The organism is Chryseobacterium sp. MYb328, assembly GCF_037572595.1.
GTDB lineage: Bacteria > Bacteroidota > Bacteroidia > Flavobacteriales > Weeksellaceae > Chryseobacterium > Chryseobacterium pennae.
This window is the reverse complement of record NZ_JBBGZQ010000007.1, coordinates 143,817-169,595: the sequence shown is the minus strand read 5'-3', so window position 1 is coordinate 169,595 and position 25,779 is coordinate 143,817. Positions and strand designations below refer to the sequence as shown.

The window sequence follows — 25,779 nt, the reverse complement described above, 5'->3', positions numbered from 1 at the left end:
TATTTTTCAAACTGAAACTGAGAGTTAAAACAAATACAAAATAGGGATGATTTTTACAAGGAATTCATTGAAAATTCAACAATCGTTGAATTATGTTGATTATTTTTTCAGTAAAAATTAAAAATGGATTCTTTTCTTTTGTTTTAATTATTTAAATTTGCAATTATTTTTATTAATTCTAATTAAGGTTTTTATGAAGGTGGGTATTAAATGATGCATTTATCAGCTAGCTATTCCTGCGGTATGAACCAGGTTTTCTGTTAAATAATAGTGTTTGTAAACCTTTTTTCTCTAATCTAAATTATTCTATTTCAACAATAATGAATAAATCTGTCGCAAGTATTCTGATGATTTGCGGGGCTATTCTTGTCAATGCCCAAACTTTATCAGAGGCCAAAAAAGATTCACTGGAAGCGCAATCGATTGCAGAAGTTATCGTAACCTCCTCTTACGGAACTAAAAAGCTTAAGGAAGAAGTTGTAGGGTCTATTGTTACCCTCACAGAAAAGGATATCAGTACTTCCCAATCTTATGAAAGTATTGATAAGATGATTGCCGGAATGGCTCCGGGAGTACAGATTGTTAATAATACGGAGCTGGCAAAGCCCGTTAATATTAATATCCGGGGTTTGGGGTCTTTGGTTCCGCTTTCGGCTGTATTCGGAACTTCTACACAACCCCTTATCGTGATAGATGGTGTGATCATGAGGGAAGACAATCCTTTTGCCCAGACTTACTTTAATGGTGCTGAGTCTAATTCTGAAATGAATATCAATCCTCTGGCCAGGCTTAATACGGATAATATTGAAAGTATTAATATCCTGAAAGATGCTGCTGCAGTAGCGCTTTACGGGGCTGAATCTGCTAATGGAGTAATATTAATTACTACCAAAAAAGGGAGAAGAGGAAAACCGGTTTATTCATTTACTACCCAATATGGAGTTTCTCAGAGTATCAACAAAATCAAATACCTGAGCGGACAGCAATATGCTCAGCTTTATAATGATTATACAAAAAATCTTCCCAAACCCGTAGCCTATCCATGGAATGGAGTAGATGTCAACTGGTTTGATGTAATGAACCGCAATGGTGATTTTTACAGGACAAATTTTACTACCAGCGGAGGCGGACAATATTTCACTTACCGTGTGGGATTGGATTATTCAAATAATAATGAATCCAAGGTCATGAATTCATTGGAGAAAAAAGGGATAGATGCTACCATTGGTTTTAATTATAAAAAATTAAACATCAGCCTTTATGCGGCTTATAATAATTTATATAAGGAGCAGCCTAATACTTATTTTAATTTTATTCTGGCTCCTGATAAAGCCATCTATGATGAAGATGGAAGCTTCAGGCCTACAGGTACTTCAGGGATTGCCAATCCTCTTGCTGCAGCTACCCAAAATGTGATCAATGTCAAAAATAATTCTTTGCTTTCAAGTTTAAATATCAGCTATGAAATTGTAAAAGGATTAAAGCTGAGCACCCTTTTCGGAATTGATATCTCGGATAAAAAAAATACAGATTGGAAATCCGGGTTGAATGAAAGCGGATCTACTAAAACAAGCTTTGGAAAAAGCCGTATCAATACTTCTGACAGTAAAAAATGGAACTGGAGCAGCCATTTGTACTACGAAAAGACTTTCTGGGAAAAACATCATGCAGACTTGCTGGTGGGAATGGAGCTTCGTCATACAAAAGATTATAAAGAAGCGATCCTCGGAAGTAATTTTAAGGAGTATGCTACATACCAGGATCCTTATAATGCTTTGGGCGGAACTACTTTCAGAGCCCTCACCCAGGAAGATAGCGGAAGAAGTTTCTTTTCTCAACTGAATTATGATTTTAATAAAAAATATTTTCTTTCTGCCAGTGTAAGGAGAGATGAAAGTTCTGCTTTTGGAAAAGATGTAAATGCTTCTATAAATGGAGGGATTGGTGCTTCATGGCTTATTTCTAAAGAGCGTTTTTTAGAGAATAGCTCGATAGTAAGTTTTCTGAGGCTTAGAGCATCTTGGGGAATTACAGGAAATTCCAGAATTGGAAGTTACCGCTCATCAGGGCTTTATACCGTTGCAGGAAACGGGTTTACTTATGACTATGATTATGCATATCCTGAAGTGACTTCGCCGCAGAACCGCGAGCTAACCTGGGAAAAAAACGAAAAATATAACCTGGGAATTGATTTTAGTTTATTTAAAAAAATAGATTTCACTATAGAACTTTTCAGGAATAATATTTCAGATATGATAGTATCCAGAGATGTTCCTATTGAAACCGGCTATAAGTCTGCAGAAATTAATGGTGCTGAAATGTATAATCAGGGTGTTGAAGTGTCTATGCGGGGAAACTGGTTTAATAAAAAGAATTTTACATGGAACAGCAGTTTCAATATTGCTACTGTAAAAAACAGAGTAACCGCTCTTTTTGGACTGGAAGAAAAATTTTCAACCGCTGCCTATGCCCGTGCCCAGAAAATTGGAACTCCAACTTCAGCGATATGGGGATATGAATGGCTGGGAGTAAATCCCGCAAATGGTCTTGATCAATTTATGGTAAAAGGAGTTCCTATGGATTCAGGAGAGTTTACTCCTCTGGATGCCACCAATTATACCATCATAGGTGATACCCAGCCTGACTTTACCGGTGGTTTAAGTAATACCATCCGATACAAAAATCTGAGTCTTTCATTCTTAGTGAATTTTGAATGGGGTGGAAATGTGCTGATTAACAGTGATCTGATTGATAAATATACTATTCTTATTAACCGTAATGTAAGTGTTAATGCGTTGGACTACTGGCAGGCTCCAGGAGATATGGCCTCCAACAGAAAGCCTACGAATAAACCTTCGATGTCGAATAATAGCAAATATGTGTATGACAACAGCTATATCAAGCTTCAGAATATTAACCTTAATTATAAACTGCCTTTACATAAGATCAAAAACAGTTTTATCAAAAGTGCAAGTATATTTTTAGACTGTACCAATGTATTGTACTGGTATAAAGAAAAATCTCCGACCGGGAAAAACGGGATCAGGGAGTTCAGATATATGTATCCTGAAATGAGAACTTTCAGCTTTGGTTTTAAAGCAAATTTTTAAAAGTAAGCAAATGAAAAAAGTAATTATACTATCAATAGCACTGTTTTCTGTGGTTTCATGCAGAGACTTTCTTGAACACGAACCGGTAGAGGCTATTTCTATCAACACACAGCTCGCCACAAAAAAAGGAGTTCTGGAAGCTTTGAATGGAGCTTACAATAAACTTCGAGATAATCACTTTTCAGAAGTGGCATATACTTACGGAGACCTTCAGTCCGGTAATCTAAAGTATCCTCCTAATACATCAGGTGCGATCTCGATCCCAACGAGAGTTGATAATCTTTATCAGTTTGATGATCAGCCTTCAGCGAGTAAACTGAAGGACTATTATACCAATTCTTATCAGATCATTAATAATCTTAACCTTATATTAGAATATGTGGACAGGCTTACCGATGCTACTTCTTCAGAAATTAACGGGATTAAAGCTGAGGCACTGGCTTTAAGAGCTTTTGTCCATTTCCAGTTATTAAAATATTACGCACAAAATTATACTTATACTTCTGATGCTTCTCATCTGGGAATTGTTTACAATATTGCTCCTCTGAAAGTTGGAGTTGATTTTCCAGGCCGAAGAACTACTGCGGAAACTTTTGATTTACTGGAAAAAGATATCACAAATGCTTTATCATTAATACAGAATCAGCATGCTATTCCGGCAGGGGAGAATGTCAATTTTATGAATCCGCTTGCTGTAAAAACTCTTGCTGCTGAAATCGCATTGTGGAAAAATGATTGGTCTGGAGCTTATAAGTATGCGGGCGAAATTATTACAGGGTCTGGGCTGGCTCTTACTCCACAGAACGAACTGGTTTCAAAATGGGCCCTTCCCGAATCCATCTGGTATTTTGCAAATACAGCTGAAAATGAAACTCCGGTAGCGAATTTATACAATTTTAAAAAAGCTACTAACAGATCTTCGTATGTGACTTCTGAAGATGTTTATACACTTTATGCTTCCAATGATCTGAGAAAGCAGCTTTTCGAAATCCAAAATCTAAAAACATCCATAACAGGGGGAACACAGCCCAATCTTCCTTACTATTTTACGAAAAAGTATAAAATTCAAAACTTTAGTCTCGTCTATCGTTTGAGTCTCCTGTATTTTATCCGTGCAGAAGCCGCTCTTCATTTAGGAAATACACAACAGGCCTTACAAGATATAAATGCCATCAGGAACAGAGCAGGATTAGCGTCATTAACTCAGGTCTCCATGGATATTGTACTGGAAGAAAAAAGAAAAGAATTTGTTTTTGAAAATCAATACTTTTTTGATCTGATGAGAAACCATAAAAATATTATACGGAATAATGGATGTATTTCAAATAACTGCAGTCCGTCATATCCCAACAATAAATTTGTTCTTCCCATTCCTCAGGAGTCGGTGGTCATCAATAGTAATATGAAGCAGAATCCTGGATATTAAAATCTGAATCGTTTCTAAGTAAATATAAACCCTTTTAAAAATAATGATTGTATATCATAACAGTACGGAGTAATGAAGAATGTAATAAGTTGGATTTTTGTTTTTTTTGTGACCGTTTTTTTGTTCAATAACTGTCTGAGTACGGGAGTTAATAAGGAAATCAATGATAAGACTTCTCTGATGGCGAAACTCAGAAAGCTATACTCATCAGGGGATATTTCGAGATGGCCCAAACCGCAATTGAGTTCTGAAGCAGTTCCTTATTTTATGGAAATAGGCCATTTACCCGAAGTACAGTTCCCGGAAGATAACCCTTATTCTACAGAAAAAGTACTTTTAGGAAAAACACTATTCTATGATCCCCGTCTTTCAGGATCTAACCAGATTGCCTGTGCATCGTGCCATGATCCTGAATTGGGTTGGTCGGATAACCGTACTTTTTCTTTTGGTCATGATCGCCAGCTGGGTTCAAGAAATGCCATGAGTATCTTAAATATTGCCTATGCTAAAACTTTATTTTGGGATGGGCGTGCAGGGTCTTTAGAGGAACAGTCACATATGCCGATTCAGGATAAGAAAGAAATGAATGAACATATTGATCTTGCTACAGAAAAGATTGCCAATATCAAAGGATATGCCAGCCTTTTCGAAAAAGCTTTTGGTGATAAAGCAGTGACAAAGGATAAAATAGCAAAAGCAATAGCAACATTTGAGAGAACGGTTAAAAGTCCCTCAAGTAAATTTGATCAGTTTATTGAGGGGAAATCAGATGTTTTTACAGATAATGAAGTAATGGGTTTACATCTTTTCAGAACCAAAGCCCAATGTATAAACTGTCATAATTCTGGATATTTTTCAAATAATCGATTTGAAAATATTGGAACATCACTCCTGGGTTCCAAGCAGGAAGATCTTGGAAGATATTTGATAACAAAGGATGTTACAGATGCCGGAAAATTCAGAGTGCAGTCATTAAGAGAAGTTACCAGAACAGGTCCATGGATGCACAACGGTGCTTTTATGACAATGGCCGATGTGATTCATTTCTATAATAAGGGAAACCCGGAGCCTCCTAAAAAGCGTTCCACAATACATGAAAATGTGCCATTAAATTCTCAGAAATCCCCAATGCTGAAACCATTGAATCTTACCAATGAAGAAGTGGCTCAGCTGGAAGCATTTCTGGGAACACTCAATACTAAAAATCAAAGGATAACTCCCCCTAAATTACCTGAATAATCATTCATATGTTCTATCAATAATAAAAAATACACTGCGATTATTGGTGCAAAACTGATTAATAAACAGCTGACTGTTTTTGCACAGATTCAGTTGAAAGAACATCAGCAGAAAGCTCTGTTTTCATTCATGAATGAAGCTTCAAAAATTTCTGAAGTGATGGAATGCTACCATATGACTGGAGCTTTTGATATTCTGTTGAAAGTTTGCGTGAAAGATATGGAAGAATATACGGCTGTCATTTCGAATAAACTTTCAAATCTTCCTTTCGTTGGAACCATTCAAAGTGTTTTTGTACTTACAGAGGCGAAGCGTGAACTGGGATATGATATACAGTGATATAAGTGTAGATTTTACTGATTCCAAAGCAGAGCTTTTTATTGTAATAGGTAAAATTAGAAATAGAAAAAGTTACTGACTCAAAAGATCAGTAACTTTAATGAATAATTTAGAATACAACAATTAGTTCCTTCCGGCCATTACACCTCCATCAATATCCCAAATTGCGCCAGTAACCCAGCTTGATTCATCGGAAAGTAAGAAAGTAATTGTTTTTGCAATATCTTCAGCAGTTCCCACACGACCGATAGGGTGGAAGTCATTAAATCCTTGTAGTGATTCTGTAATTTTATCTTTTTCAATAAATGATCCATAAATTGGAGTTACTACTACGGCAGGAGACACAGCATTTACACGAATTTTAGAATCTGCCAATTCCATTGCCAAATGCTGAGTCAGACTGTGCAAACCCGCTTTTGCCATTGAATAAGCGGATGAAGGGGTAGCCTTGATAGCCTGCTTAGCCCACATTGATCCAATATTCACAATAGAACCACCACCGTTTTCTTTCATCACTTGAGCCGCAGCTTGCGTAATAAAGAAAAATGCTTTGTTAAAATCATGGTAAATGTCATAATCTTCTTCAGTATGCTCTAGGAATGATTTAGGCTTGAAATAACCCGCAGCATTCACCAAATATTCTAAATTTGGTAGTTCAGTTGCAAGAATTGTAGTGAATTTTCTAACTTCTTCCAACTTAGAAAGGTCAACAGGATAAACTTTTACACTTCCTTTTACACTTAGTTCTTTGGCTACTTCATCAAGATTATCACCACCTCTTGCAATAATTGCAACCTCTACACCTTGTTCTAATAAACGTTCTGCAGTTGCTTTACCCATACCTGTAGAACCTCCTACGATTAATGCTTGTTTCATTTTTTATATGTATTTAGTTAATATAACTGACGAGAATCTATAAATTTTAGATTGTCATTATTTACATTGCAAAATTGCTACAATAGGGTAAGCTAAAAAATGGGCGGATTGGAAAAAGATTGGTAGAAATAGGAAGCGGTTATTTCTTTTGAGTAAGGTCGTTTGTTAATTATATTGTATAAGGGGAATGTTAGAGAATCGATTTCTTAAAGTCAGAAGGAGATTGATGAACATGTTTTTTAAAATATTTTACGAAATAAGAAGGATCCTCAAATCCTAAATGATCAGCAATCTGACTGACGTTGAGATCAGAATGTAAAAGCATACGTTGTGCTTCGAGTATCATCCTTTCTTGTATCATTTGAGATGGTGTTTTATTCAAAAAATTATTTGTTAAATCAGACAGGGTTCTGGATGAAAAATTCATTATCGAGGCATATTCGGAAACAGGTAATCCCTTTTTGTAATTTTCGTCGATCAAGTTGATGAAACGCATGAGCTGCATCCTTTTTTCATCTGTATGAAAAGGGAAGTCAGAATTATTGAGCTCAAATTCATTTTTTCTTCGCTGCACCTGTATCAGGAAAGATTTGAGATATAATCTCAGTAATTCTTCACGTCCGAAATAGTCACCATTTTCTTCATTATTTGCAAGTTCTTGTTGCATCAGGCTTAAATACAAATCTAATGTAACTACGATGTGATCTCCAATACAACAAGACGGTATTTGATAGGGATTATTAAATAAACTGCATTTCAGGAAAAACTCTACTTCACTGTCTTTCTGTATTATAAATGATTCATTGAAATGGAGTAAAATGCCTTCATAATCCGTGCATTCATCAAAATAATGCACCTGATCCCGTGCAATAAAGAAAATTGAATTGTCAATAACATCATATTCCTTAAAATCCACAAAATGCCTTCCGTTACCTTTTTTAAACCAAATAATTTGGTAATAGCTGTGAATATGTGCCTTACTTGCATGTTCGCCGTGTTTTTGCAGGTAATTTTGCAGGTCATACATAGCAAACTGAGGTTTAGTAGGTTGATGGGCATTCAGATGATACTCCTTGATAGCATTGATACCTTTTCTTGACATGATAACTTTCTAAATTTTTTATGATCAAAAATAAGCTTAAATATAAACAGATTTGCGTAAAAAACGTAATCTTAAATTTACCATAAAAATTCAGAATAATGAAGTTTGCAATTGCTAAATATTAATGAAATTACAATCTTAAAAATAATAATATAATGGATACAGTTCGAGTGTTGATAATAGGAATAGGGGGGGTATTTTGGAGGGCATCTGGTTGATAATCAGGAGAAAAGTATTATAGAGAATGCTGCTAAAGAATTGTGTCATGTGGGAAACAGCATTGACCAATCCATTGCTAGAAGATATGAGTTCTTTTACAGTACAGAATAATATGCTGACGATTGGTCTGTTGTAACTCATGCAATTTACAATATTATATATAAAAGCTAGTAGAAAAAACTTTCTATAGGAATAGATTTATAAATTCTGTTAACATCTTTGATATTGTTATTTAAAAATTATACTTTTGTTCGATGAGTCTTAAGAATTTGAATACAGATCAATTCACGAAAAACCTGCTTGCAGTTTTTTTTGCATTCTGTATTATTATTTCTTCCTGTGCGATTAAGAATAGTATCAAACAATTTTTAAATTTCGATACACCGACTCACTCTCATATAAATTCAGCTTCCAAAGGTAAATTTTACTCACTTTCTTCATCTTTAAAATGTAAATTTTGTAAAGAGAAAGAGGTTTTAGTTAAAGACCATAGCATAAAGGATTTTTCTTTATCAGATGCACAGGAGCTGATAGCCTTTACTTTTATTGTTCTGTGTGGTGCTTTTTTATTAGTAAAAGTCTCAGAACATCCTTTTTACAATACTTCTAAAATACGGGGAAGACTACCTATTTTCCTACAATACCGAAAACTTATCATTTGATTCAGCAGTACACGTATTGAGTTACGTGATCTACTGATTTTACAAAAGAAATATTAATACTACCAATGTCTTTGGTAGTCAATAATCTATATAATGATAAGAAAAACATTTTTAGTCATCCTGTACGGATGGCTAATGCTGAGCTGTCTAAATTTATATGGACAGCAGGTATCATTGCTCCGTGATATCTGGTCAGAAACAGAGAAAAACTATTCCGGAGTTCTGGCTTCCAAATCTGCGGTTGAGTCTTCTGAAATCAATGAAGCGGTTGTTAAAAGTAATGCTTTACCACAGATCAAAGCTCAATTTCAGAATACTTATGGAACGTTCGAAGGAAGTAATGGAGCTTCCTTTCCGCAGCAGGGATTTTTTACTGTAAGCGGAAGCAGAGTAGGCTCTGATGGTTCCGCGTTATCAGCAAACACTTTTGCTTCGATGGTCACAGAATATGAGATTTATAATTTTGGCAGACAAAAAACTGATGAAAAAGCAGCTTCTTTATTAACTTCAAAGGCGAAGACCAATCAAAGTGCCTACTTGCTTCGTCTTAAAAAAACAGTTTTCGAAAAATACCTGGATGCTGTATTTGCCGTTTCAAAACTTCATTGGGCAGATAAAAATACAATCAGAATACAGAAAATTCATAGACTCAACAGTGCGCTTTCCCGTTCAGGTTTAAGACCGGAAGCGGACAGCGTTTTAACCTATTCTTCATACCTTCAGGCTGCTGCGGTGCGGGATAATACTGGTGGGCTGATGCTATCTGCAGTAGAAAAACTAAAAGAGTTTTATCCAGAGAAGATAGATGGAGCACAATTAGCAGCGACTCATTTCCTTGATCCTGTTCTTTTATCTGAAATAAAACTTGGTGGAAATTTATCTCATCCCTTTATCGAAACACTTCAATTTGAAGCTGACTATTTTGAGAAGAAGGCAGAGAGTCAAAGAAGGTCTTCACTGCCATCCATTAAAGCTTTGGCAGGCTATGCCTATCGAGGATCAGGTATCAATAATCAAGGATATTCCTCAGGCAATTGGATCGACGGATTTTCAAATCCCGCCAATAACTTTTTGGTAGGTTTAGGGGTTACTTGGAATTTGACCAGTGTATACACCAATAATAAGAAAGCTGATGCTTTAAGAAAAGAATCTCAACGGTTCGCTTATCTGGAAGAACAATCTAAAAGGGCTATCCAGGTTGAAACCAGTGCTCTGGAGAAAACTATTTCTGCACAATTTGATGAGCTTGGCAAGCAGGCTGAAGCCGTTAAAAAAGCAGAGTCAGCTTACGAAATGTATTTCGCCAGATACAAAAGTGGACTAATAGGTTTAACTGAACTTCTTCAGATCCAGCAGATATTGGAAACAGCAGAAAATAATCAGATCAATGCTGCTAAAGACTATTGGAAGCAGGTGATTAACCTTGCCGAGATGACTACTGATTTCGATTATCTATTTAATAATCTCTAAAAAATAAATATGAATCTTATACGGTTTGCTTTAAGAAAACCGATAGCGATAATGGTATTAGTACTGGCTATTGGAATTATTTCTTTCAGCGCAATAAAAAAAATAAAAGTTGATATTTTCCCTGAGGTCGAATTGCCTTCAATGTATATTGCAATGCCTTACGGAGGATTATCACCCCAATATATGGATGGCTTTATGGCCAATGAATTTCAGAAAGTTCTTTTATTCGTTGGAGGTGTTAAAAATATAGACTTCAAAAGTGTTCAGGGATTAACCCTGATGAAACTTACTTTTTATCCCGGAACAGATATGGCGCAGGCTGCTGGAGAAGTATCGACGCAGGTTTCCAGAGCGATGGGGTTTCTGCCTTCAGGAGCGGTTCCTCCGATGGTGGTGCGTTTTGATGGAAATTCACTTCCTGTCGGTCAACTCGTATTTGAGAGTGATAATCATTCCGTTACAGAACTGCAGACAATGGTCTTAACTAAAATCAGGCCTATGTTCGTAGAAATTCCGGGGATCACTGCTCCTGCACCTTTTGGAGGAAATATCAGATCCATAGTAATCAATATTGATCCTCAAACAATGCAGAGTAACGGTTTGAGTCCTGAAGAAATTACAATGGCAATCACAAAAAACAATCATCCTTCACCAGCTGGAAATATAAGAATTGGAGAGACTAATTATATGGCGCCAGTCAATTCTATAGCAAAAGATCCTTCTGAGTTTTTAAATATTCCTATTAAAACTGAAAATGGAAGAACTTTATACGTGGGTGATGTTGCCAATGTGCAGGATGCAGCGGATCAGACTGTAGGTTATGCTTTGATTAATGGAAAGCGTTCTGTATATCTGCCAATTATCAAAAAATCAGATGCATCGACTTTATCCGCTGTTGAAAATCTTAAAAAAGCACTCCCTAAATTGAAAGATCAGCTTCCTGATGATGTGAATGTAAGATATGAATTTGACCAGTCAAAGTATATCGAAAGGTCTCTATCTAATCTAATTCACGAAGGGGTTTTAGGAGCATTGTTCACAGGATTGGTCATTATTCTGTTTCTTGGTGACTTAAGAGGTGCTTTAATTGTTGTATTTACTATTCCGATTGCTGTGCTGGCTGCTGTAAGTGTACTTTATTTTTCAGGCTATACCATCAATATTATGACATTAAGTGGGTTAGCCTTGTCGATTGGGATTCTTGTGGATGAAGCAACAGTTACCATCGAAAATATTCACCAGCATATGGAAATGCGGAAAACTAAACCACAGGCTATTTTAGATGCTGTTCTGGAAATATCCGTTCCTAAGTTATTGATTCTGCTTTGTATTTTGGCGGTGCTGACCCCAGCATTTATAATGACCGGAATTCCGAAAGATATGTTTCTGCCTCTTTCATTAGCAGTTGCTTTTGCAATGATTGCTTCATTTTTGGCTTCACAGACCTTCGTACCTATCCTGGCTAATTGGATGATGAAAAATACACATTTAAAAAAGCACGCTGGCAAGGACAGAAGCTTTTTTTACAAATTCAGAACAGGTTATACTCACTCAATGAGAAGATGGTCTGCAAAAAGTTTAATGCTGTTCTCAGGCTATATTTTGGTGAGTGGATTGGTAATTTTTTTATTAATGAAATCAACAGGAACGGATATAATGCCTGTTTCTGAGTCGGGAGATTTTCAAATCAGAATTGATGCTCCTGAAGGAAGCAGGCTTGAGAAAACTGAAGATCTGATTAAAAATATATTAGCTGATATCACAGAAATAGTCCCTAAAGATGCCATCGATATCAGTTCGGCTTATGTCGGTTTACAACCTGCAGGTTCTCCCATTAACCCTATCTTTTTGTTTACCAATGCAACGCATCAGGCTGTTTTACAGGTGGCTATTAAAAGGGAATTGTATGATGGCTCTATGGAAGATCTCAAAGAAAAGATCCGTAGAAATATTGCAAAAAAATATCCTGAAGCTAAAATTAATTTTGAACCAATGGAACTGACGGAGAAAATCATAGGGCAGGGCTCCATGACTCCACTGGAAATAAAAGTGGGTGCGGCTAATCTAAAACTCGCAGTCCAGCATGCCAATAAAATAAAACAAAATCTTAGTGATGTTCCTTTTTTGAGAGATGTAAGAATTGCTGAACCGCTTCAATATCCAACCTTACAAATCAATGTAGATCGAAATTTAGCAGCTCAATTTGGAATCACTATGCAGGATGTTACCAGAAGTCTTGTGACAGCAACGTCATCGACCAGATATACCGATAAAAATCTGTGGGTTGATCCAAAGTCAGGTTTGGTATTTCAGACTCAGGTTCAGATTCCTGAGGGGATTATGAATTCTGAAGAAATGCTTAAATCACTGCCTCTAAAAAAAGACAGTCCAAGACCGGTGCTTGAGGATATTGCGACCATCAAGAAAGTTACGGCCCCTGCGCAGGTAAATAGAAAAGGTCCGATGAGGTATGTTACGATTTTGGGAAACACCTATAAGAAAGATTTTGGATCGGCTTCCAAGGCTGTCAAACAGGCTATTGAAAAAGCGGGGAAACCGCAGAAAGGTGTTTCTGTATGGACAGAAGGAAATCTTCAGCTGCTTGACGATACCTTATCAAGCTTAGGTATTGGTTTGGTCGCAGCAGTATTGGCTATTTATCTGATGCTGGCTGCATTTTACCAGTCGTTTAAAGTTCCTTTGGTGATTTTGTCTGTGATTCCTTCTGTACTTGCGGGAAGTATGATTTTGATATTTATAACGGGAAGTACTTTAAATCTTCAGTCTTATATGGGAATTATTATGTCTATCGGAGTGTCGGTTTCCAATGCCGTTTTGCTGGTCAATCAAGCTGAATTCTATAGAAAACATTACAAATTAAACTCAGTACATTCTGCACGAATGGCAGCAGCATCAAGACTTAGACCTGTTCTGATGACTGCATTGGCTATGCTGGCAGGAATGATTCCGATGGCAATTGGTCTTGGTGAAGGTTCTGAACAGGTGGCACCGTTAGGTAGAGCGGTAATTGGGGGAATCATTGCTTCAACCATTACTATTTTGATGTTTATTCCTCACTTCTTCTCAGGCGTAATGTCAAAAACAACGCTTATCAGTCCTTCACTTGATCCTGAAGATAAGGAAAGCAAATATTATGTACAATCAAACTCCTCATTATAATTATGAATACAAACGAAATCAAATATTTAAAGTATATAAAATTAAGTCTTTTTGCCTCTGTTTTTTTAGTATCTGTCGGATGCTCAAAACAGGAAATAGAAAAACAGGCTAAGTCATCAGATAAACCAAAAGTCTCCTATGAAACTGTAAATGTCAAAGAAATGAATCCTGATTTTACGATTTCAGTTCCGGGCGAACTGAAACCTTATGAATCAGCTCAGCTATTTGCAAAAGTTCAAGGTTTTATAAAGAAAATCTATGTGGATAGAGGATCAATGGTAAAGAAAGGACAGTTATTAGCGATCCTTGAAGCTCCTGAAATGAATCAGGATTATCTTGCTGATAAATCTTCTCAACAGAAGATGTACACGGACTTTCTTTATAACAAACAGGCTTATGAGAGATTAATGGATGCGGCAAAAACCAAAGGGGCAGTTGCTGATATTGAATTGGATCGTGCTAAAAGCCTAATGGAAAGTTCCAGATCAGCTTATGAATCGTCTAAAGCAGGAGCGGGAAGGAGTTCTCAAATGAACGAATACTTGCGTATTACAGCGCCATTTAATGGAGTGATCACGGAAAGAAATCTTTCAGCTGGAGCTTTAACAGGACCGAATACAGGCATTCCTATTTTTAAAATTGCACAAAAAGAAAAGCTTCGTTTGACCGTCTCTGTACCGGAAAAGTATGCTTCTTCAATCAGTCAGTCAACAAAAATAAATTTTACAGTTAATTCGATTCCGGGGCAATCTTTTGCGGCAAATCTTTCTCGTGATTCTCACCTTATCGACGCTGAGAACAGGGCATTAACGGTAGAATTTGATGTTGAAAATAATCCACTGCTTAAAGGAGGAGAATATGCGCAGGTAAAGTTGAATCTTAAAAGAAATATTCAGACACTTTTTGTACCTGAAAAGAGTATTATTCAGTCACAGCAGGGCGTTTTTGTTTTGTCATTAAATGATAATGAAATCAAAAAGATTCCAGTAAAAGAAGGAATTACGTCCGAAAATATGACAGAAGTTTTCGGTGATCTGTCGGTTAATGATAAAGTACTTAAAAAACCTTCAGAAGAAATTAAAGAAGGAAAAATTAATTAATAAAAATATTTCACAATGAAACAAACAATAAAATTAAATACATTCTTAATCTTTGGTTTTATATTCTTTCAAAATTTCGTTTTTGCGAATGAAAACGAATTGAAAAATAATGATGGAAGTTCAGAAACAGTATCATCCATAACAGGTGATGATCTTATTTTTGTTAATGAAAAAAGAGAAAAAATAGCGTTAAGCGATCTGAAAGGTAAAGTCGTTTTTGTCAATTTTTGGGCGACTTGGTGTCGGCCTTGTGTAGAAGAAATGGGATCTATTAACGAGCTTAAGAAAAAACTTAAAGATAAAGACATCGTTTTTGTAATGCTGAATATTGAAGGCGATTTGGAAAAAGCCAAAAATTTTATAGCGCAACGAAAATTGGATCTATCTGTGTATGTTGTTGGAAAAACTATTTCGCCAGACTTGTTTAAAAATGTAGTGCCTACAACTTTGATTTATAATAAAAAAGGTCAATTGGAGGGAAATATTCAGGGAATGACAGATTTTAATGATCCTAAAATTTATGAAGCCTTAAAACAATTATTAGAAAAGTAGAACTTATGGAAAATTTGAAAAACTGGATCAAGAAAAATTGGTCTATTTCTTTACTGGTTTTGATATTTGTTGTACTTCTTGTGAATAAAGATGCAAAAGCCTGGCTAATGCGTCAGGTAGCTTCTACCGGAGTGCTGAATTCGAAATTTACTGAAACTAAAGAAGAGAATTCAATCTTTAGCGAGGAGGAAAACATCAGTTTTACAGTAAGAAAAGAAGATGGAACAGTTGTTAATACTACAGATTTGAAGGGTAAAGTTGTGTTTATCAATTTCTGGGCATCGTGGTGTCCGCCTTGTCGGGCAGAGTTTCCATCTATTCAGTCTTTTTATGAAAAGTATAAGACAAATCCTGATATTGTATTTCTAACAGTGAATTTGGATGATAATCCTGAACTAGGTAAAATCTACCTTCAAGATAAAGGTTTTACCGTTCCTTTTTTAGTTCCCAATGGTGAAATACCCAATCAGTACTTTAGTGGATCACTTCCAACAACAGTAGTATTGGATAAAAGCGGACAAATCCAACTTCATCATCAGGGATTGGCTGATTACAGTAAGGAGTCTTTTTATGAAAAGATTGATGAACTTTTAAAAAAGTAATATGAGAAAGGGTATCAAAATAGCAATGCTGATTTTAGCATTGGTTGCGGTTAAAATCAATGCACAAAAATCAAGTATGGAAGAATTTAAAATCGCTAAAGCAAATCGAAAATCATATCAGGCAATGTATGTGATCAACGAATCAGATAAGACTAAAATGTATGCTGTCATCAGAAACATTGGAAACGTTCTTGAAGATCCACGCCTGAAAGGTAAACTTAAAATCGTCTTACTGGCTTTTGGGGGCGGAGTAGAAATTTTCAAAAAAAATAACGCTTACTCATCTCAGTTGTTGTCCCTTAAAGAGAAAGGTGTCATTTTTTTACAATGTGAGAATACCTTACAAGAAAGGCATATTTCCAAAGAGGAATTGTATGATTTTATACATTATACACCCTCCGGAAACGGTGAAATTATTCTTAGGAAGTATGAAGGCTGGGCTATTGTGAAGCCATAATATATTGTATCATAAGAAAAGCCTTTCACTCGAAAGGCTTTCTTTTGTAATATTAGATACTGTCATTTTAATTTTATTGCAAGTATTTCGCTTAATCATACATTAGTCTACTTTATCAAATTGTTTTTGGTGTTTTTTGCAGAAATCACAGCTCCCTCCATGTATCCCGAAAATTCAGGAGATGTTTCTGTATTAGAAAAGAAAAGTTTGTCATTTAGATATCCGAACTGAAGGAGCGGGTGTCCATTGTTTTGGTGCGGTCTGGTGATCATCTGTTTACTGCCCAAGATATATTCATCAGTCCATACTTTATCATAATAGCTGACAGGTTGTAATGCTTTTTCACCCAAAAGGTCGGCCAGTTGTTTTAAGGCAAATTCTTTTCTTACTTCTTGAGAATATGAGGCTGATCCACCATTTAGAAACCCTGTAAAACCGAACTTGCTCTCTTCAAAATTGGTATGGTCATACATTTCAACAATTATTCCGGCATGGCTGTAAAGCATTCCTGAAAATCCTTCCTGACGCCAAAATGGTTCAGAATATTCTATTGCAAATTTGATGGCTCCTGACATCCATGTCTGAACAGTAGGTAACAGGGTCTGTATCTCATGAGGCAGGTGAGGAGGGAAAGAAATTGAGTTGCCAGCAAGCTGTGGAGGTATAGAAATGATGACCTGATCGGCAATAAATTGATCGTTATTTTCTGTTTTAACCAGGAGCTGGTCTCCGTCTTCTTCAATATCAGTAACCTTGCAATTCAGATGTATTTGGTCCTATGTAAAGTTTCTTCTAAAGTCTCAATCAGTTTTTGTGTTCCGCCCACAATTCTATAAGAAGGTGTTTGAGATTCCGGAACAAAAAATTTCTGAGGAGGTTCAAAAGATTTTGTTTGAAATAATGAAATTCCATTAGAAAATTGCGGATACTTCTTTAATCCCAACTCTTCAATCAATGAAAAAAGATGGGTGTGCATCTCGGAAAACCAAGTGGCTCCAAGTTCCAACGGAGTTTCAAGCTGTCCTTTAACCGTTTGGATTCTTCCACCTAATCTTGGTGAAGCTTCCAAAATTACCGAATCTATATTGTGCTTTGATAAATAGTAAGCTGTCGTTAATGCGGATAAACCACCGCCGATAATAACAATTTTTTTGTCTTTTTGCATGATTACAAAATTCGAAATATCCTCTTTTTTAATGAAGGTACAAATGTGAAAAAAAATGGTAATATTAGGAACGTGCTTACTTTTATTTATTTTAAATACTTATTTTTAATAGTTGAAACTATTATGTTAGATCATTGTGTTTTACACAAAATATCAACGATCATATGAGGACAAAAGCAAAGGAAATTAATGAATATCATTTGAGTGAATTAGAGAATGGAAAACCACAATTTAATGTATATGATTTGAATGAATATCAGAAAAAAAACAATTGCCAAAATACCAAGCCGCACATCCATAGTTTTTACCAGATTATTTGGTTTAAGAAAGGGGTCGGAAAACATTTTGTTGATTTTAAAGCTTATGATGTTCATGATAATGCTATATTTTTTATTGCCAAAAATCAGGTACATTATTTTGATGAAAATCCCAATTATGAGGGTGTGCTTTTACACTTTAATGAATCTTTTCTTGTACAGAATGATGATGAAGTGGAATTTTTTTTAAAATGCAATATGTTTAACAGTCCCTTTCAGCAGCCTTCCTGTTGTATTGGAAATAACATCACTCCTGATCTGGAAGTTTATCTTTCTATTATAAAAAAAGAACTACAGAATATTAATCCATTCGGAAAAAATGAACTGCTAAGATCTGTTCTTAAAATGTTTCTCATACAGGTTCAGCGTTGTAAGAATGAATTTGGTAAGGACAAGCAGGACATTGATCCTACGCAAAATGAAAAAAGATTGCAACTGTTAAAATTTGTGACCATATTGGATGAAAACTTCAAAAAAGGTTTTACTGTTGCAGAATATGCCGACCTTATGTCTGTTTCTACCCGAACTTTATTAGACATCACCAATCATTTTTTAGGTAAAACCCCATCACAGATGATACAGGAGAAAATTATACTTGAAGCAAAAAGGCTATTGTTACATTCCACTTTAAATGTAGCACAGGTAGGTTATCGTCTCGGATTTGAAGATCCTTCCTATTTTGTAAAATACTTCAAAAGGCACAGTCAGCAGTCTCCTTTAGAATTCAGAAAATCAATTTCGTAAAATTACCATTTCTATTCCTATACTGCCATTTTTTACAAACGTTATTATAGAGACCTTTGTCCTACCAATACAATTAATTATGGCAAACGCTTATTTAGAGATCACATTAAAGATCGATGATGCAGACAGACCAAGTGCTGCAGGAGTTTATAATCAGTACAAAGCTCCCTTTTTAGATACAGTAATAGGAGCGAAATCAAAAGAACTTTTGATAAGTGAAGAAAAGGTTCAGGTTCTTCATGGGTTTGATTCGGTGGAAGATGCCAAAGGCTATCTGTCTACTGATCTTTTCAACAATGATGTGGTGGTTGCTTTAAAACCATATTTAAAAGCAGATCCTATCATTGACATTTACAGTGTTCTTTAACCATTTGTTTTACACGTGCTGTCTTTTAAGGCAGCACTTTTAAAATAACGTATTATGATTTCAGCAAAAGGTTACGCTGCTCATACTCACGAGTCAGCTTTAGAATTATACTCTTTTGAACGGAAGGATCCGGGAGAATATGAAGTATTGATTGATATAATATATTGTGGTGTTTGTCATGCGGACTTTCATCAAAGTAAAAATGAATACGGAAATACAAAATATCCGTTTGTTCCTGGCCACGAGATTGTTGGCAGGATACGAAGCATTGGAGAAAAAGTATCAAAGTTTAAAGAAAATGAATTGGTAGGCGTTGGATATTTTATTTTATCCTGCGGGTATTGCCAAAGCTGTATAGGTCAGGAACAACAGTTTTGTGAAAATGGTATTACACCTACTCAGAATGGAAAACTTCAAGATGGTACATTCACAAAAGGAGGGTACTCTGACTGTATTGTTGTAAATGAAAATTATATCGTAAGTGTTCCTGAAACTTTAAACCAACCAGGAGCTGCTCCTCTTCTTTGTGCAGGAATTACAACGTACTCGTCATTGAAATACAATCAAATTGTTGCTGGACATAAAGTAGCGATCTTAGGCCTTGGAGGTCTGGGACATATGGCCGTTAAATTTGCCACGTCTTTCGGGGCTGATGTTACCGTTTTAAGTAGTTCTGCCGCTAAAGAGGACGATGCAAAAAAGCTGGGAGCTCATCATTTTGTTAATACTTCTGATAAGGAGCATTTTACAACGTTAGTAAATACCTTCGACTTTATCGTGGATGCTGTTTCGGCAAAACATGACTACAATAGGTATCTGAATTTACTGAAAAAGGATGGAATAATGATTCTGCTGGGGGTTCCTCCCGAACCTTCAACACTTCATGCACATTCGCTTACAGGGAAACGCAGAAAAATTACAGGGTCATTTATCGGCGGTATTGAAGAGACCCAAGAAATGCTCTATTACTGTGCAAAGCATCAGATTACGGCTGATGTGGAACTTATCAGACCTAATGAAATTAATATCGCTTTTGAACGTATGATAAAAGGAGATGTTAGGTATCGATTTACCATTGATATGCAAAAACTATAATAATGAATTATACCGATTATAAGCAGCTCTTTACAAAAGTGTTGGAAAATGAAAATCCAGAGTACCCTTATGATGATGCAAAATATTTAAATTATACAAAACTCAATTGGTCACGCACGAAAAGATGGGATAAGCAGCTTAGGTTAGATGATACTGTTATGACAGCTTTGGAAAATATCACAGAGTCTCAGCACTGGATCATCATTACTGAACCGTGGTGCGGTGATGCTGCTCATATTATCCCGTTTTTAATCCAGATGAGTGAAAAAAATACTTTAATCACTTATGAGATTCAGCAGCGGGATTCAGAACCATTTCTTATCGATAATTATCTGACCAATAATACTAAGAGTATTCCAAAACTAATAGCCAAAAATATACATGGTGATGATCTTTTTGTTTGGGGGCCAAGACCCCATGCTGCACAGAAAGTAATGGATGAGATGAAAGCAAAGAATGCTGATTTTGAAACCACAAAAATCTCCTTACAAAATTGGTATAATGAAGATAAGGGCAGATCGTTGATTTTAGAACTCTCAGAAATTTTGAACAAATTATTAAAATGAAAACAATTAAAAAAAATGGAAACATTTATTGAAACAAAATATTTTGGTAACAATCAATCTGCGATTGTATCACCTTTGAATACAGAATTGCTTAACGCAGATTCAGAAAAATTCAGACCTATTGACTTTTTGATCGGGGGCTATGGAAGTTGTATGATGAATATTATGGATAAGATTGCAGGTGAATCGGGCTTTAGCCTTTCTGAAGCAAGAACTGAAATCAGTTATGAACCTTTGCCGGACATGAGCAGGCTGAAAATAATTAATATAAAATGTTACATACAAAAGGATGATTATTCTGATGAACAAAAACATGTATTGGAGACTGCTGCTACAAAGATGTGTCCCGTAGGTAACAGCTTGAATCCGGAAATCGAGAGAACTTACCATTTTATTTACGGAAACTAATACAATATAAAAATATAAATTGTTAGATATGAATTTAGACGAGATTATAAAATCCGATAAACCGACATTAGTTAATTTTCATGCGACATGGTGTATGCCTTGTATTATGATGAAACCACAGTTGGAAGAAGTTATAGAAGCTGTAGGAGATCAGATTCAGTATGAAAGAATCGATATTGATCAAAATCACGAATTAGCTTCTCAACTACAGATCAGAAGTGTTCCGACAACAATGATATTTCAGAATAATGAATTGAAATGGAGAGAATCAGGTATTTATTCATCAGAATCCTTAATTAAAATTTTAAGTGATATGCTTATATCTGATTAATTTTTGCCTTTATTATGATTCTGCAAGGCTGTCTATTTAGACAGCCTTTTTATTATTAGTTGATATTAATTTTTCTAAGTTGATATGTCTTAATTATCTTTTTTATAATATAAATTACCGTAAATAATGTTAGTGACATTATTAATATCCTTGTCGTAAAATATACCGGTGTTTGCTTGTGAAGTATCATTGGAAGAATTGCCATTGCGTACGCAGGCGGTAATTTTAGATTTATCAAATGAAGGAAAAAGGTGATAAGGATAAAGCTTGCTGCAGCACTTATTATAATGTGGTGGTTAAAAAAATTGTAACAATTAAAACCGATCATCGAAGCCACGGACATAGCAAAAATCTGAATAATCAGCGCAGTAATTGTGTAGGAAGCTTTAGTCATGTTCTCAAATGCGATGACTATAATTGGAGGTATTGCTGCCATTTCCATGTGGTTGTAAGCATCGCAAAATATAAACCAAACTATGGTAATAATAAGATAGATAATAAGATGAGAAGATTCCGTTGAAGATGATTTGTCGGTAATATTTACAGTATTATTTTTTCTATTGATAAAAATAGAAAAACCCAAAATAAAAGTAAAAAAGAAAATGGAGGCTAAGAATTCCCAAGATGTACAGTTGGTTATGATGGTAGCAGTCCAGTAGCAAGTGCAGGAGCCAGGAAATTATTTGCAATTTTTAAAACGGTTAATACCAGAAGTAGGGAGATTATAAGCTTCATTAACATTGAAATATCTAAAACATTGATACCAAAGCCAATTATTGCAGTAATCGATGGTAAGTAGAATAGATGCCACGGCTTTCTCCGCCAATCGTCTTTCAAGTAAATGAAAGAGCCAATGGATAATGCTGCCATTTCTGGAAGTATAATTTCTTTGTTTTTCAAAAAGAATGAAGATCCCAGCATCAAAAATATTAAGCTCAAGGCTTTTATGTATTTTACTAACTGCTCTTTATAAGTATCAGGAATTTTATATTTGATAAATAACATTATAATATTTTAAAGTATTTCAACTGTTTCAGTAAGTGAAAAATATTATTTAAAACCTACTATTTTGTTAATACAAAATTATTGAATAATCCGACTGCTATCTATTACAAGGTCATTACATCATTAAGTAACTATTTTTCAATATTAATGATTTTGTTGTTTAAGTAGTTGTAAAACAATATATTGTGTTTTAGTGGTTACACTAATAAACGGGTAAGGTTACCACAAGTATTCATAATATTACCATAATTTGGATTCCTGATAAAAAGTCAGAATTTGTGCTGAATGTGTAAATAACATTAAGTCAATGCTTTAATTTATACATTAGAGGTCCCTAGCTTACTCTTAACTTATAATAATTGCTAATTTTACGTATCAAAATTCATGTTTTCGAATAGAAACAATGACTAAATAAATATGGAAATAAAATATATTGTAAGAAAAACAGGACAAATTCAAAGTGAAGTGCCACCAGCAGAAAAGATGCTTAAATTTTTATACCATCATCCTTTCGGCAGAACAGCTATTCTTCCATTGGTTAAGCAAAAAATTGTTTCGGATTGGTATGGCAGAAAAATGTATAAAAAATCATCTGTAAAGAAGATTAAAAGTTTTGTAGATACACTGAAAATTGATATGTCTGAGTCCGAAAAAGATATGGATGACTTTTCCTCGTTCAATGATTTTATTTTCAGAAGGCTGAAAACAGGAGCACGAACTATTGAAGATGGGCTTGTCTCTCCAGGCGATGGGAAAATCATTGCTTTTGAAAACGTGGCAGATATACGTGAATTCTATATCAAAGGACAGCCTTTTACATTAGAAGGTTTTCTTAGAAATAAGGAATTAGCATGCTCTTTTGAAAACTCATCTATTTTTATTTTAAGGCTTGCTCCTAATGATTATCACCGCTTTCATTTTCCCTATGACGGAATCCCATCGGAACCTGTAAAGATAAAAGGACATTACATGTCAGTATCACCGTATGCCTTAATTAAAGATTTTGGAAGAGTTTTTTGCGAAAATAAAAGGGAATATACCATTTTGTCAACAGCTCAGAAAGGTCAAATACTGATTTCTGCTGTGGGAGCAACCATGTTTGGAAGTATTATGAATACTTTTGACCCATACACAAAAATCTCAAAAGGGCAGGAGATGGGATATTTTGCATTTGGAGGGTCAACAATCGTGATGCTTATAGAAAAAGATCATATAACGATCGATCAAGATATTATTCAAAATACAAAAAAGGGATTTGAAACCTATGTTAAAATGGGGGAAAGAATTGCTCTGTAAATTTTTTACATGGTCTCCAAGGATAGGTATTATCTAGTCTTGATCGTTATAATATTGTAAATGAAGTTTTGATAAAAAAAGGCGCCCTTTGACTGTTTTTGCTAAGACGAGAGTATCTTCAATCACTTTTATTGATGATTTGGTTCGATTGAGCCAACTTAGACAAGAATTGTAAAGCTCATTTTGATATAATATTTTTTTATAGTTAAGGTTTCTACTAATTTTGCTTTACGAATTTATAATAATCAGCTCTAGTATTAATAGAAATAGAGATTCTATCCCATCATCACTCTCAATAGTATTTAATCCTAAATGTAGGAGAAATTGCTTTAAATTCGCCTGTCTCTTAACATTGTAAGGAATTGATATTTAAAATCCAATACTTCTTTTACCAAATGGTAAATTATAAACAAAGTCATTTTATTATTTTGCAACCATGAAAGAACTGATAGAATACATATTGCTATTTGGAACTTTAAACCAACAGCAAATTAATCTTATCACAGATAAAGTCATAGAAGTTGAACTTCGCAGAGATGAATACTTTTCGGAAGCGGGAAGCATTTCAAAACAAGTCGGATTTATTGTGGAAGGAGTTGTTCGAGGTTGTTATTACAACAATAAGGGTGAAGAAATTACAAGGTGCTTTATACCGGAAAATAATTTAGTTGTTGATTATGCAAGCTTTGAATCAAGTTCGGAATCTGTTGCATACTTGCAAGCAAGTACTGATTGTAAGCTTATCGTATTTTCAAAACAACTTTGGGACGAATTGTCTTTAACAATCATTGGCTGGGATAACATAAAAAACAAAATGATTCAAAAATGTATGTACCAATTATTTAATAAGAATCCTATGATTTCAGATGATGCTACGTCACGCTATCTGGAATTTTTAGATAATTATCCATCCCTTGTTAACCGTGTTGCTCTTTCTCATATTGCATCATATTTGGGAGTTACTCAACAATCATTGAGCAGAATACGAAAAAATATTCGCTAAAATCACTTTTTACCAAATGGTAAATATCTTTATTTCCAATAGATTCATCTTTGTATGGTAATTTTAAAATAAAGAAAATGAAATCAGCATTTATAACAGGAGCAAACAAAGGTATTGGGTTGGAAACTGCCAGACAGTTACTGCAAAAAGGATTTTATGTTTACATTGGTAGTAGAAATTTAGAAAACGGTAAACAAGCTGTTGAAAAGCTTGCTTCTGAAGGATTAGTTAATGCCGAGGCAATTCAGCTCGACGTTACTGATGATGATTCGGTGAGAAATGCACGAATTGAAATCGGTAAGAAAACCGATGTTTTGGATATATTAATTAATAATGCGGGAATTAATGCTGATGGTATTGCAGAAGATGCGAAAGCAGCAAGCATAGAGAATTTCAAAAAGATCTACGAAACCAATGTATATGGAGTAGTGCGAGTAACAACCGCATTCGTTGACATATTAAAAAAATCGCAGGAGCCACGTATCGTAAATGTAAGTTCAAATATGGGCTCTTTAGCTCTTCATAGCGACCCTAATTCTCCAAACTACGGCTATAAAGCTTTTTGTGCATATTCTTCTTCTAAATCGGCTTTGAATATGTATACTATACATTTAGCATATGAACTTCGTGATACACCATTTAAAGTAAATGCTATTTGTCCGGGCCTTACAAAAACCGATCATACTAAATTTTTTGGCGGAGATGTTGAGATTGCAGGACAAAGAATAGTAAAGTACGCTTTATTAGATAGAGAGGGAGTGACAGGTAAATTCATCAGTGAGGAATTAAATCCGGAAACAGGCGAAATTCCTTGGTAACAAATAATAAAAAAAAGTCGCCTTACCTGAGGGCCAGACGACTTTTTTGCATTTCAAACTATTGATCTTGATATACTTTAATTTACAATCTTAACTGTTTATCTTTTTCTTAATAAAAGATACCAATTCTTGAACTTCCACTCCGGAAATAGAATGTCCCATTCCTTTATAAACGTGAAATTCATTATTATAATGATGAGTATCAAGCCATTTTTTTGTGAAACACAGCTTGTCAGAAAAAAAATAGAGTAAAGTATATAGAAAATTTTTCATAAATTTTTGTCATATGATTAAATGAAAAAGACTTTTTTAGATAATAAAAAACACTTT

The 25,779-nt window shown here is 35.0% G+C and carries 26 protein-coding genes; 20 read left to right on the top strand and 6 right to left on the bottom strand.

The window, feature by feature from the left end:
* Positions 1-320 precede the first annotated feature (320 nt).
* From WH267_RS09680 to WH267_RS09665, 4 genes are all read left to right on the top strand, one after another.
* The gene (locus WH267_RS09680; protein WP_340007760.1) at positions 321-3,110 is read left to right on the top strand and encodes a SusC/RagA family TonB-linked outer membrane protein; all 2,790 of its coding nucleotides are present in this window, start codon (positions 321-323) and stop codon (positions 3,108-3,110) included.
* Positions 3,111-3,120: 10 nt separating this feature from the next.
* Entirely contained in the window at positions 3,121-4,536 is a 1,416-nt protein-coding gene (locus WH267_RS09675; RefSeq protein ID WP_340007758.1) for a RagB/SusD family nutrient uptake outer membrane protein, read from the top strand.
* A gap of 72 nt (positions 4,537-4,608) precedes the next feature.
* Positions 4,609-5,775, top strand: coding sequence for a cytochrome-c peroxidase (locus WH267_RS09670; protein ID WP_340007756.1), 1,167 nt, complete (start codon positions 4,609-4,611; stop codon positions 5,773-5,775).
* Between the two features lie 93 nt (positions 5,776-5,868).
* Entirely contained in the window at positions 5,869-6,114 is a 246-nt protein-coding gene (locus tag WH267_RS09665; protein WP_340007754.1) for an Lrp/AsnC ligand binding domain-containing protein, read from the top strand.
* Positions 6,115-6,237: 123 nt separating this feature from the next.
* Here the strand turns inward: WH267_RS09665 and WH267_RS09660 are convergent, their stop codons facing one another.
* Both WH267_RS09660 and WH267_RS09655 read right to left on the bottom strand, forming a co-directional pair.
* Positions 6,238-6,990, bottom strand: a complete 753-nt coding sequence (locus WH267_RS09660) for an SDR family NAD(P)-dependent oxidoreductase (protein WP_340007752.1) — start codon at positions 6,988-6,990, stop codon at positions 6,238-6,240.
* Between the two features lie 190 nt (positions 6,991-7,180).
* Positions 7,181-8,092: a helix-turn-helix domain-containing protein gene (locus WH267_RS09655; protein WP_340007750.1), complete on the bottom strand. Its 912-nt coding sequence runs from the start codon at positions 8,090-8,092 to the stop codon at positions 7,181-7,183.
* Between the two features lie 974 nt (positions 8,093-9,066).
* Between WH267_RS09655 and WH267_RS09650 the strand changes: the two genes are divergently transcribed.
* From WH267_RS09650 to WH267_RS09625, 6 genes are read left to right on the top strand one after another with little or no spacing between them, the layout of a single operon-like run.
* Positions 9,067-10,443: a TolC family protein gene (locus WH267_RS09650; protein WP_340007748.1), complete on the top strand. Its 1,377-nt coding sequence runs from the start codon at positions 9,067-9,069 to the stop codon at positions 10,441-10,443.
* A gap of 9 nt (positions 10,444-10,452) precedes the next feature.
* Complete coding sequence (locus tag WH267_RS09645; RefSeq protein ID WP_340007746.1) at positions 10,453-13,623, top strand: efflux RND transporter permease subunit; 3,171 nt, start codon at positions 10,453-10,455, stop codon at positions 13,621-13,623.
* Positions 13,624-13,625: 2 nt separating this feature from the next.
* Positions 13,626-14,723, top strand: coding sequence for an efflux RND transporter periplasmic adaptor subunit (locus tag WH267_RS09640; protein ID WP_123319276.1), 1,098 nt, complete (start codon positions 13,626-13,628; stop codon positions 14,721-14,723).
* 15 nt (positions 14,724-14,738) lie between these two features.
* On the top strand, positions 14,739-15,275 hold the full coding sequence (locus WH267_RS09635; RefSeq protein WP_340007744.1) for a TlpA family protein disulfide reductase: 537 nt from the start codon (positions 14,739-14,741) through the stop codon (positions 15,273-15,275).
* A gap of 5 nt (positions 15,276-15,280) precedes the next feature.
* Entirely contained in the window at positions 15,281-15,877 is a 597-nt protein-coding gene (locus tag WH267_RS09630; protein WP_340007742.1) for a TlpA family protein disulfide reductase, read from the top strand.
* Position 15,878: 1 nt separating this feature from the next.
* A complete protein-coding gene (locus WH267_RS09625) occupies positions 15,879-16,334 on the top strand; it encodes a DsrE family protein (protein ID WP_340007740.1) in 456 nt (151 codons plus the stop codon).
* A gap of 107 nt (positions 16,335-16,441) precedes the next feature.
* Here the strand turns inward: WH267_RS09625 and WH267_RS09620 are convergent, their stop codons facing one another.
* Together WH267_RS09620 and WH267_RS09615 are read right to left on the bottom strand one after the other, a co-directional pair.
* Positions 16,442-17,053, bottom strand: coding sequence for a flavin monoamine oxidase family protein (locus WH267_RS09620; protein WP_340007811.1), 612 nt, complete (start codon positions 17,051-17,053; stop codon positions 16,442-16,444).
* Between the two features lie 41 nt (positions 17,054-17,094).
* Positions 17,095-17,499 carry an FAD-dependent oxidoreductase gene (locus WH267_RS09615; RefSeq protein ID WP_340007738.1) on the bottom strand — a complete coding sequence of 135 codons (405 nt, stop codon included), beginning with the start codon at positions 17,497-17,499 and terminating at the stop codon, positions 17,095-17,097.
* A gap of 164 nt (positions 17,500-17,663) precedes the next feature.
* Here WH267_RS09615 and WH267_RS09610 point away from each other — a divergent pair, with 164 nt between their 5' ends.
* The 7 genes from WH267_RS09610 (at position 17,664) to WH267_RS09580 (ending at position 21,847) form a co-directional block, all read left to right on the top strand.
* Positions 17,664-18,560 (top strand): AraC family transcriptional regulator, encoded by an 897-nt coding sequence (locus WH267_RS09610; protein WP_340007736.1) that lies wholly within the window; start codon positions 17,664-17,666, stop codon positions 18,558-18,560.
* Positions 18,561-18,639: 79 nt separating this feature from the next.
* Positions 18,640-18,927, top strand: a complete 288-nt coding sequence (locus WH267_RS09605) for a hypothetical protein (protein ID WP_340007734.1) — start codon at positions 18,640-18,642, stop codon at positions 18,925-18,927.
* Between the two features lie 54 nt (positions 18,928-18,981).
* Positions 18,982-20,022, top strand: a complete 1,041-nt coding sequence (locus WH267_RS09600; RefSeq protein WP_340007732.1) for an NAD(P)-dependent alcohol dehydrogenase — start codon at positions 18,982-18,984, stop codon at positions 20,020-20,022.
* A gap of 2 nt (positions 20,023-20,024) precedes the next feature.
* Positions 20,025-20,588 carry a thioredoxin family protein gene (locus WH267_RS09595; protein ID WP_340007730.1) on the top strand — a complete coding sequence of 188 codons (564 nt, stop codon included), beginning with the start codon at positions 20,025-20,027 and terminating at the stop codon, positions 20,586-20,588.
* Between the two features lie 15 nt (positions 20,589-20,603).
* Positions 20,604-20,996: an OsmC family protein gene (locus tag WH267_RS09590; protein ID WP_340007728.1), complete on the top strand. Its 393-nt coding sequence runs from the start codon at positions 20,604-20,606 to the stop codon at positions 20,994-20,996.
* A 28-nt stretch (positions 20,997-21,024) separates the two neighbouring features.
* Entirely contained in the window at positions 21,025-21,327 is a 303-nt protein-coding gene (locus tag WH267_RS09585; protein WP_340007726.1) for a thioredoxin family protein, read from the top strand.
* A gap of 238 nt (positions 21,328-21,565) precedes the next feature.
* Positions 21,566-21,847 (top strand): hypothetical protein, encoded by a 282-nt coding sequence (locus tag WH267_RS09580; protein WP_340007724.1) that lies wholly within the window; start codon positions 21,566-21,568, stop codon positions 21,845-21,847.
* Positions 21,848-21,963: 116 nt separating this feature from the next.
* Here WH267_RS09580 and WH267_RS09575 read toward each other — a convergent pair whose 3' ends face one another.
* Positions 21,964-22,332: a hypothetical protein gene (locus WH267_RS09575; RefSeq protein ID WP_340007722.1), complete on the bottom strand. Its 369-nt coding sequence runs from the start codon at positions 22,330-22,332 to the stop codon at positions 21,964-21,966.
* A 417-nt stretch (positions 22,333-22,749) separates the two neighbouring features.
* Between WH267_RS09575 and WH267_RS09570 the strand changes: the two genes are divergently transcribed.
* From WH267_RS09570 to WH267_RS09560, 3 genes are all read left to right on the top strand, one after another.
* Positions 22,750-23,628: a phosphatidylserine decarboxylase gene (locus tag WH267_RS09570; RefSeq protein WP_340007720.1), complete on the top strand. Its 879-nt coding sequence runs from the start codon at positions 22,750-22,752 to the stop codon at positions 23,626-23,628.
* A 436-nt stretch (positions 23,629-24,064) separates the two neighbouring features.
* A complete protein-coding gene (locus tag WH267_RS09565; protein WP_340007718.1) occupies positions 24,065-24,631 on the top strand; it encodes a Crp/Fnr family transcriptional regulator in 567 nt (188 codons plus the stop codon).
* Between the two features lie 77 nt (positions 24,632-24,708).
* Complete coding sequence (locus tag WH267_RS09560; protein ID WP_340007716.1) at positions 24,709-25,449, top strand: SDR family oxidoreductase; 741 nt, start codon at positions 24,709-24,711, stop codon at positions 25,447-25,449.
* Positions 25,450-25,539: 90 nt separating this feature from the next.
* Here WH267_RS09560 and WH267_RS09555 read toward each other — a convergent pair whose 3' ends face one another.
* Complete coding sequence (locus WH267_RS09555; protein WP_340007714.1) at positions 25,540-25,722, bottom strand: hypothetical protein; 183 nt, start codon at positions 25,720-25,722, stop codon at positions 25,540-25,542.
* Between the last annotated feature and the right edge of the window lie 57 nt (positions 25,723-25,779).

Coding starts and splice junctions, on each gene's coding strand:
- WH267_RS09680 (WP_340007760.1), top strand. CDS start 321: ATGAATAAATCTGTCGCAAGTATTCTGATGATTTGCGGGGCTATTCTT.
- WH267_RS09635 (WP_340007744.1), top strand. CDS start 14,739: ATGAAACAAACAATAAAATTAAATACATTCTTAATCTTTGGTTTTATA.
- WH267_RS09655 (WP_340007750.1), bottom strand. CDS start 8,092: ATGTCAAGAAAAGGTATCAATGCTATCAAGGAGTATCATCTGAATGCC.
- WH267_RS09660 (WP_340007752.1), bottom strand. CDS start 6,990: ATGAAACAAGCATTAATCGTAGGAGGTTCTACAGGTATGGGTAAAGCA.
- WH267_RS09555 (WP_340007714.1), bottom strand. CDS start 25,722: ATGAAAAATTTTCTATATACTTTACTCTATTTTTTTTCTGACAAGCTG.
- WH267_RS09595 (WP_340007730.1), top strand. CDS start 20,025: ATGAATTATACCGATTATAAGCAGCTCTTTACAAAAGTGTTGGAAAAT.
- WH267_RS09645 (WP_340007746.1), top strand. CDS start 10,453: ATGAATCTTATACGGTTTGCTTTAAGAAAACCGATAGCGATAATGGTA.
- WH267_RS09600 (WP_340007732.1), top strand. CDS start 18,982: ATGATTTCAGCAAAAGGTTACGCTGCTCATACTCACGAGTCAGCTTTA.
- WH267_RS09625 (WP_340007740.1), top strand. CDS start 15,879: ATGAGAAAGGGTATCAAAATAGCAATGCTGATTTTAGCATTGGTTGCG.
- WH267_RS09590 (WP_340007728.1), top strand. CDS start 20,604: ATGGAAACATTTATTGAAACAAAATATTTTGGTAACAATCAATCTGCG.
- WH267_RS09565 (WP_340007718.1), top strand. CDS start 24,065: ATGAAAGAACTGATAGAATACATATTGCTATTTGGAACTTTAAACCAA.
- WH267_RS09640 (WP_123319276.1), top strand. CDS start 13,626: ATGAATACAAACGAAATCAAATATTTAAAGTATATAAAATTAAGTCTT.
- WH267_RS09580 (WP_340007724.1), top strand. CDS start 21,566: ATGAAGGAAAAAGGTGATAAGGATAAAGCTTGCTGCAGCACTTATTAT.
- WH267_RS09610 (WP_340007736.1), top strand. CDS start 17,664: ATGAGGACAAAAGCAAAGGAAATTAATGAATATCATTTGAGTGAATTA.
- WH267_RS09675 (WP_340007758.1), top strand. CDS start 3,121: ATGAAAAAAGTAATTATACTATCAATAGCACTGTTTTCTGTGGTTTCA.
- WH267_RS09630 (WP_340007742.1), top strand. CDS start 15,281: ATGGAAAATTTGAAAAACTGGATCAAGAAAAATTGGTCTATTTCTTTA.
- WH267_RS09605 (WP_340007734.1), top strand. CDS start 18,640: ATGGCAAACGCTTATTTAGAGATCACATTAAAGATCGATGATGCAGAC.
- WH267_RS09670 (WP_340007756.1), top strand. CDS start 4,609: ATGAAGAATGTAATAAGTTGGATTTTTGTTTTTTTTGTGACCGTTTTT.
- WH267_RS09560 (WP_340007716.1), top strand. CDS start 24,709: ATGAAATCAGCATTTATAACAGGAGCAAACAAAGGTATTGGGTTGGAA.
- WH267_RS09615 (WP_340007738.1), bottom strand. CDS start 17,499: ATGCAAAAAGACAAAAAAATTGTTATTATCGGCGGTGGTTTATCCGCA.
- WH267_RS09570 (WP_340007720.1), top strand. CDS start 22,750: ATGGAAATAAAATATATTGTAAGAAAAACAGGACAAATTCAAAGTGAA.
- WH267_RS09650 (WP_340007748.1), top strand. CDS start 9,067: ATGATAAGAAAAACATTTTTAGTCATCCTGTACGGATGGCTAATGCTG.
- WH267_RS09585 (WP_340007726.1), top strand. CDS start 21,025: ATGAATTTAGACGAGATTATAAAATCCGATAAACCGACATTAGTTAAT.
- WH267_RS09575 (WP_340007722.1), bottom strand. CDS start 22,332: ATGTTATTTATCAAATATAAAATTCCTGATACTTATAAAGAGCAGTTA.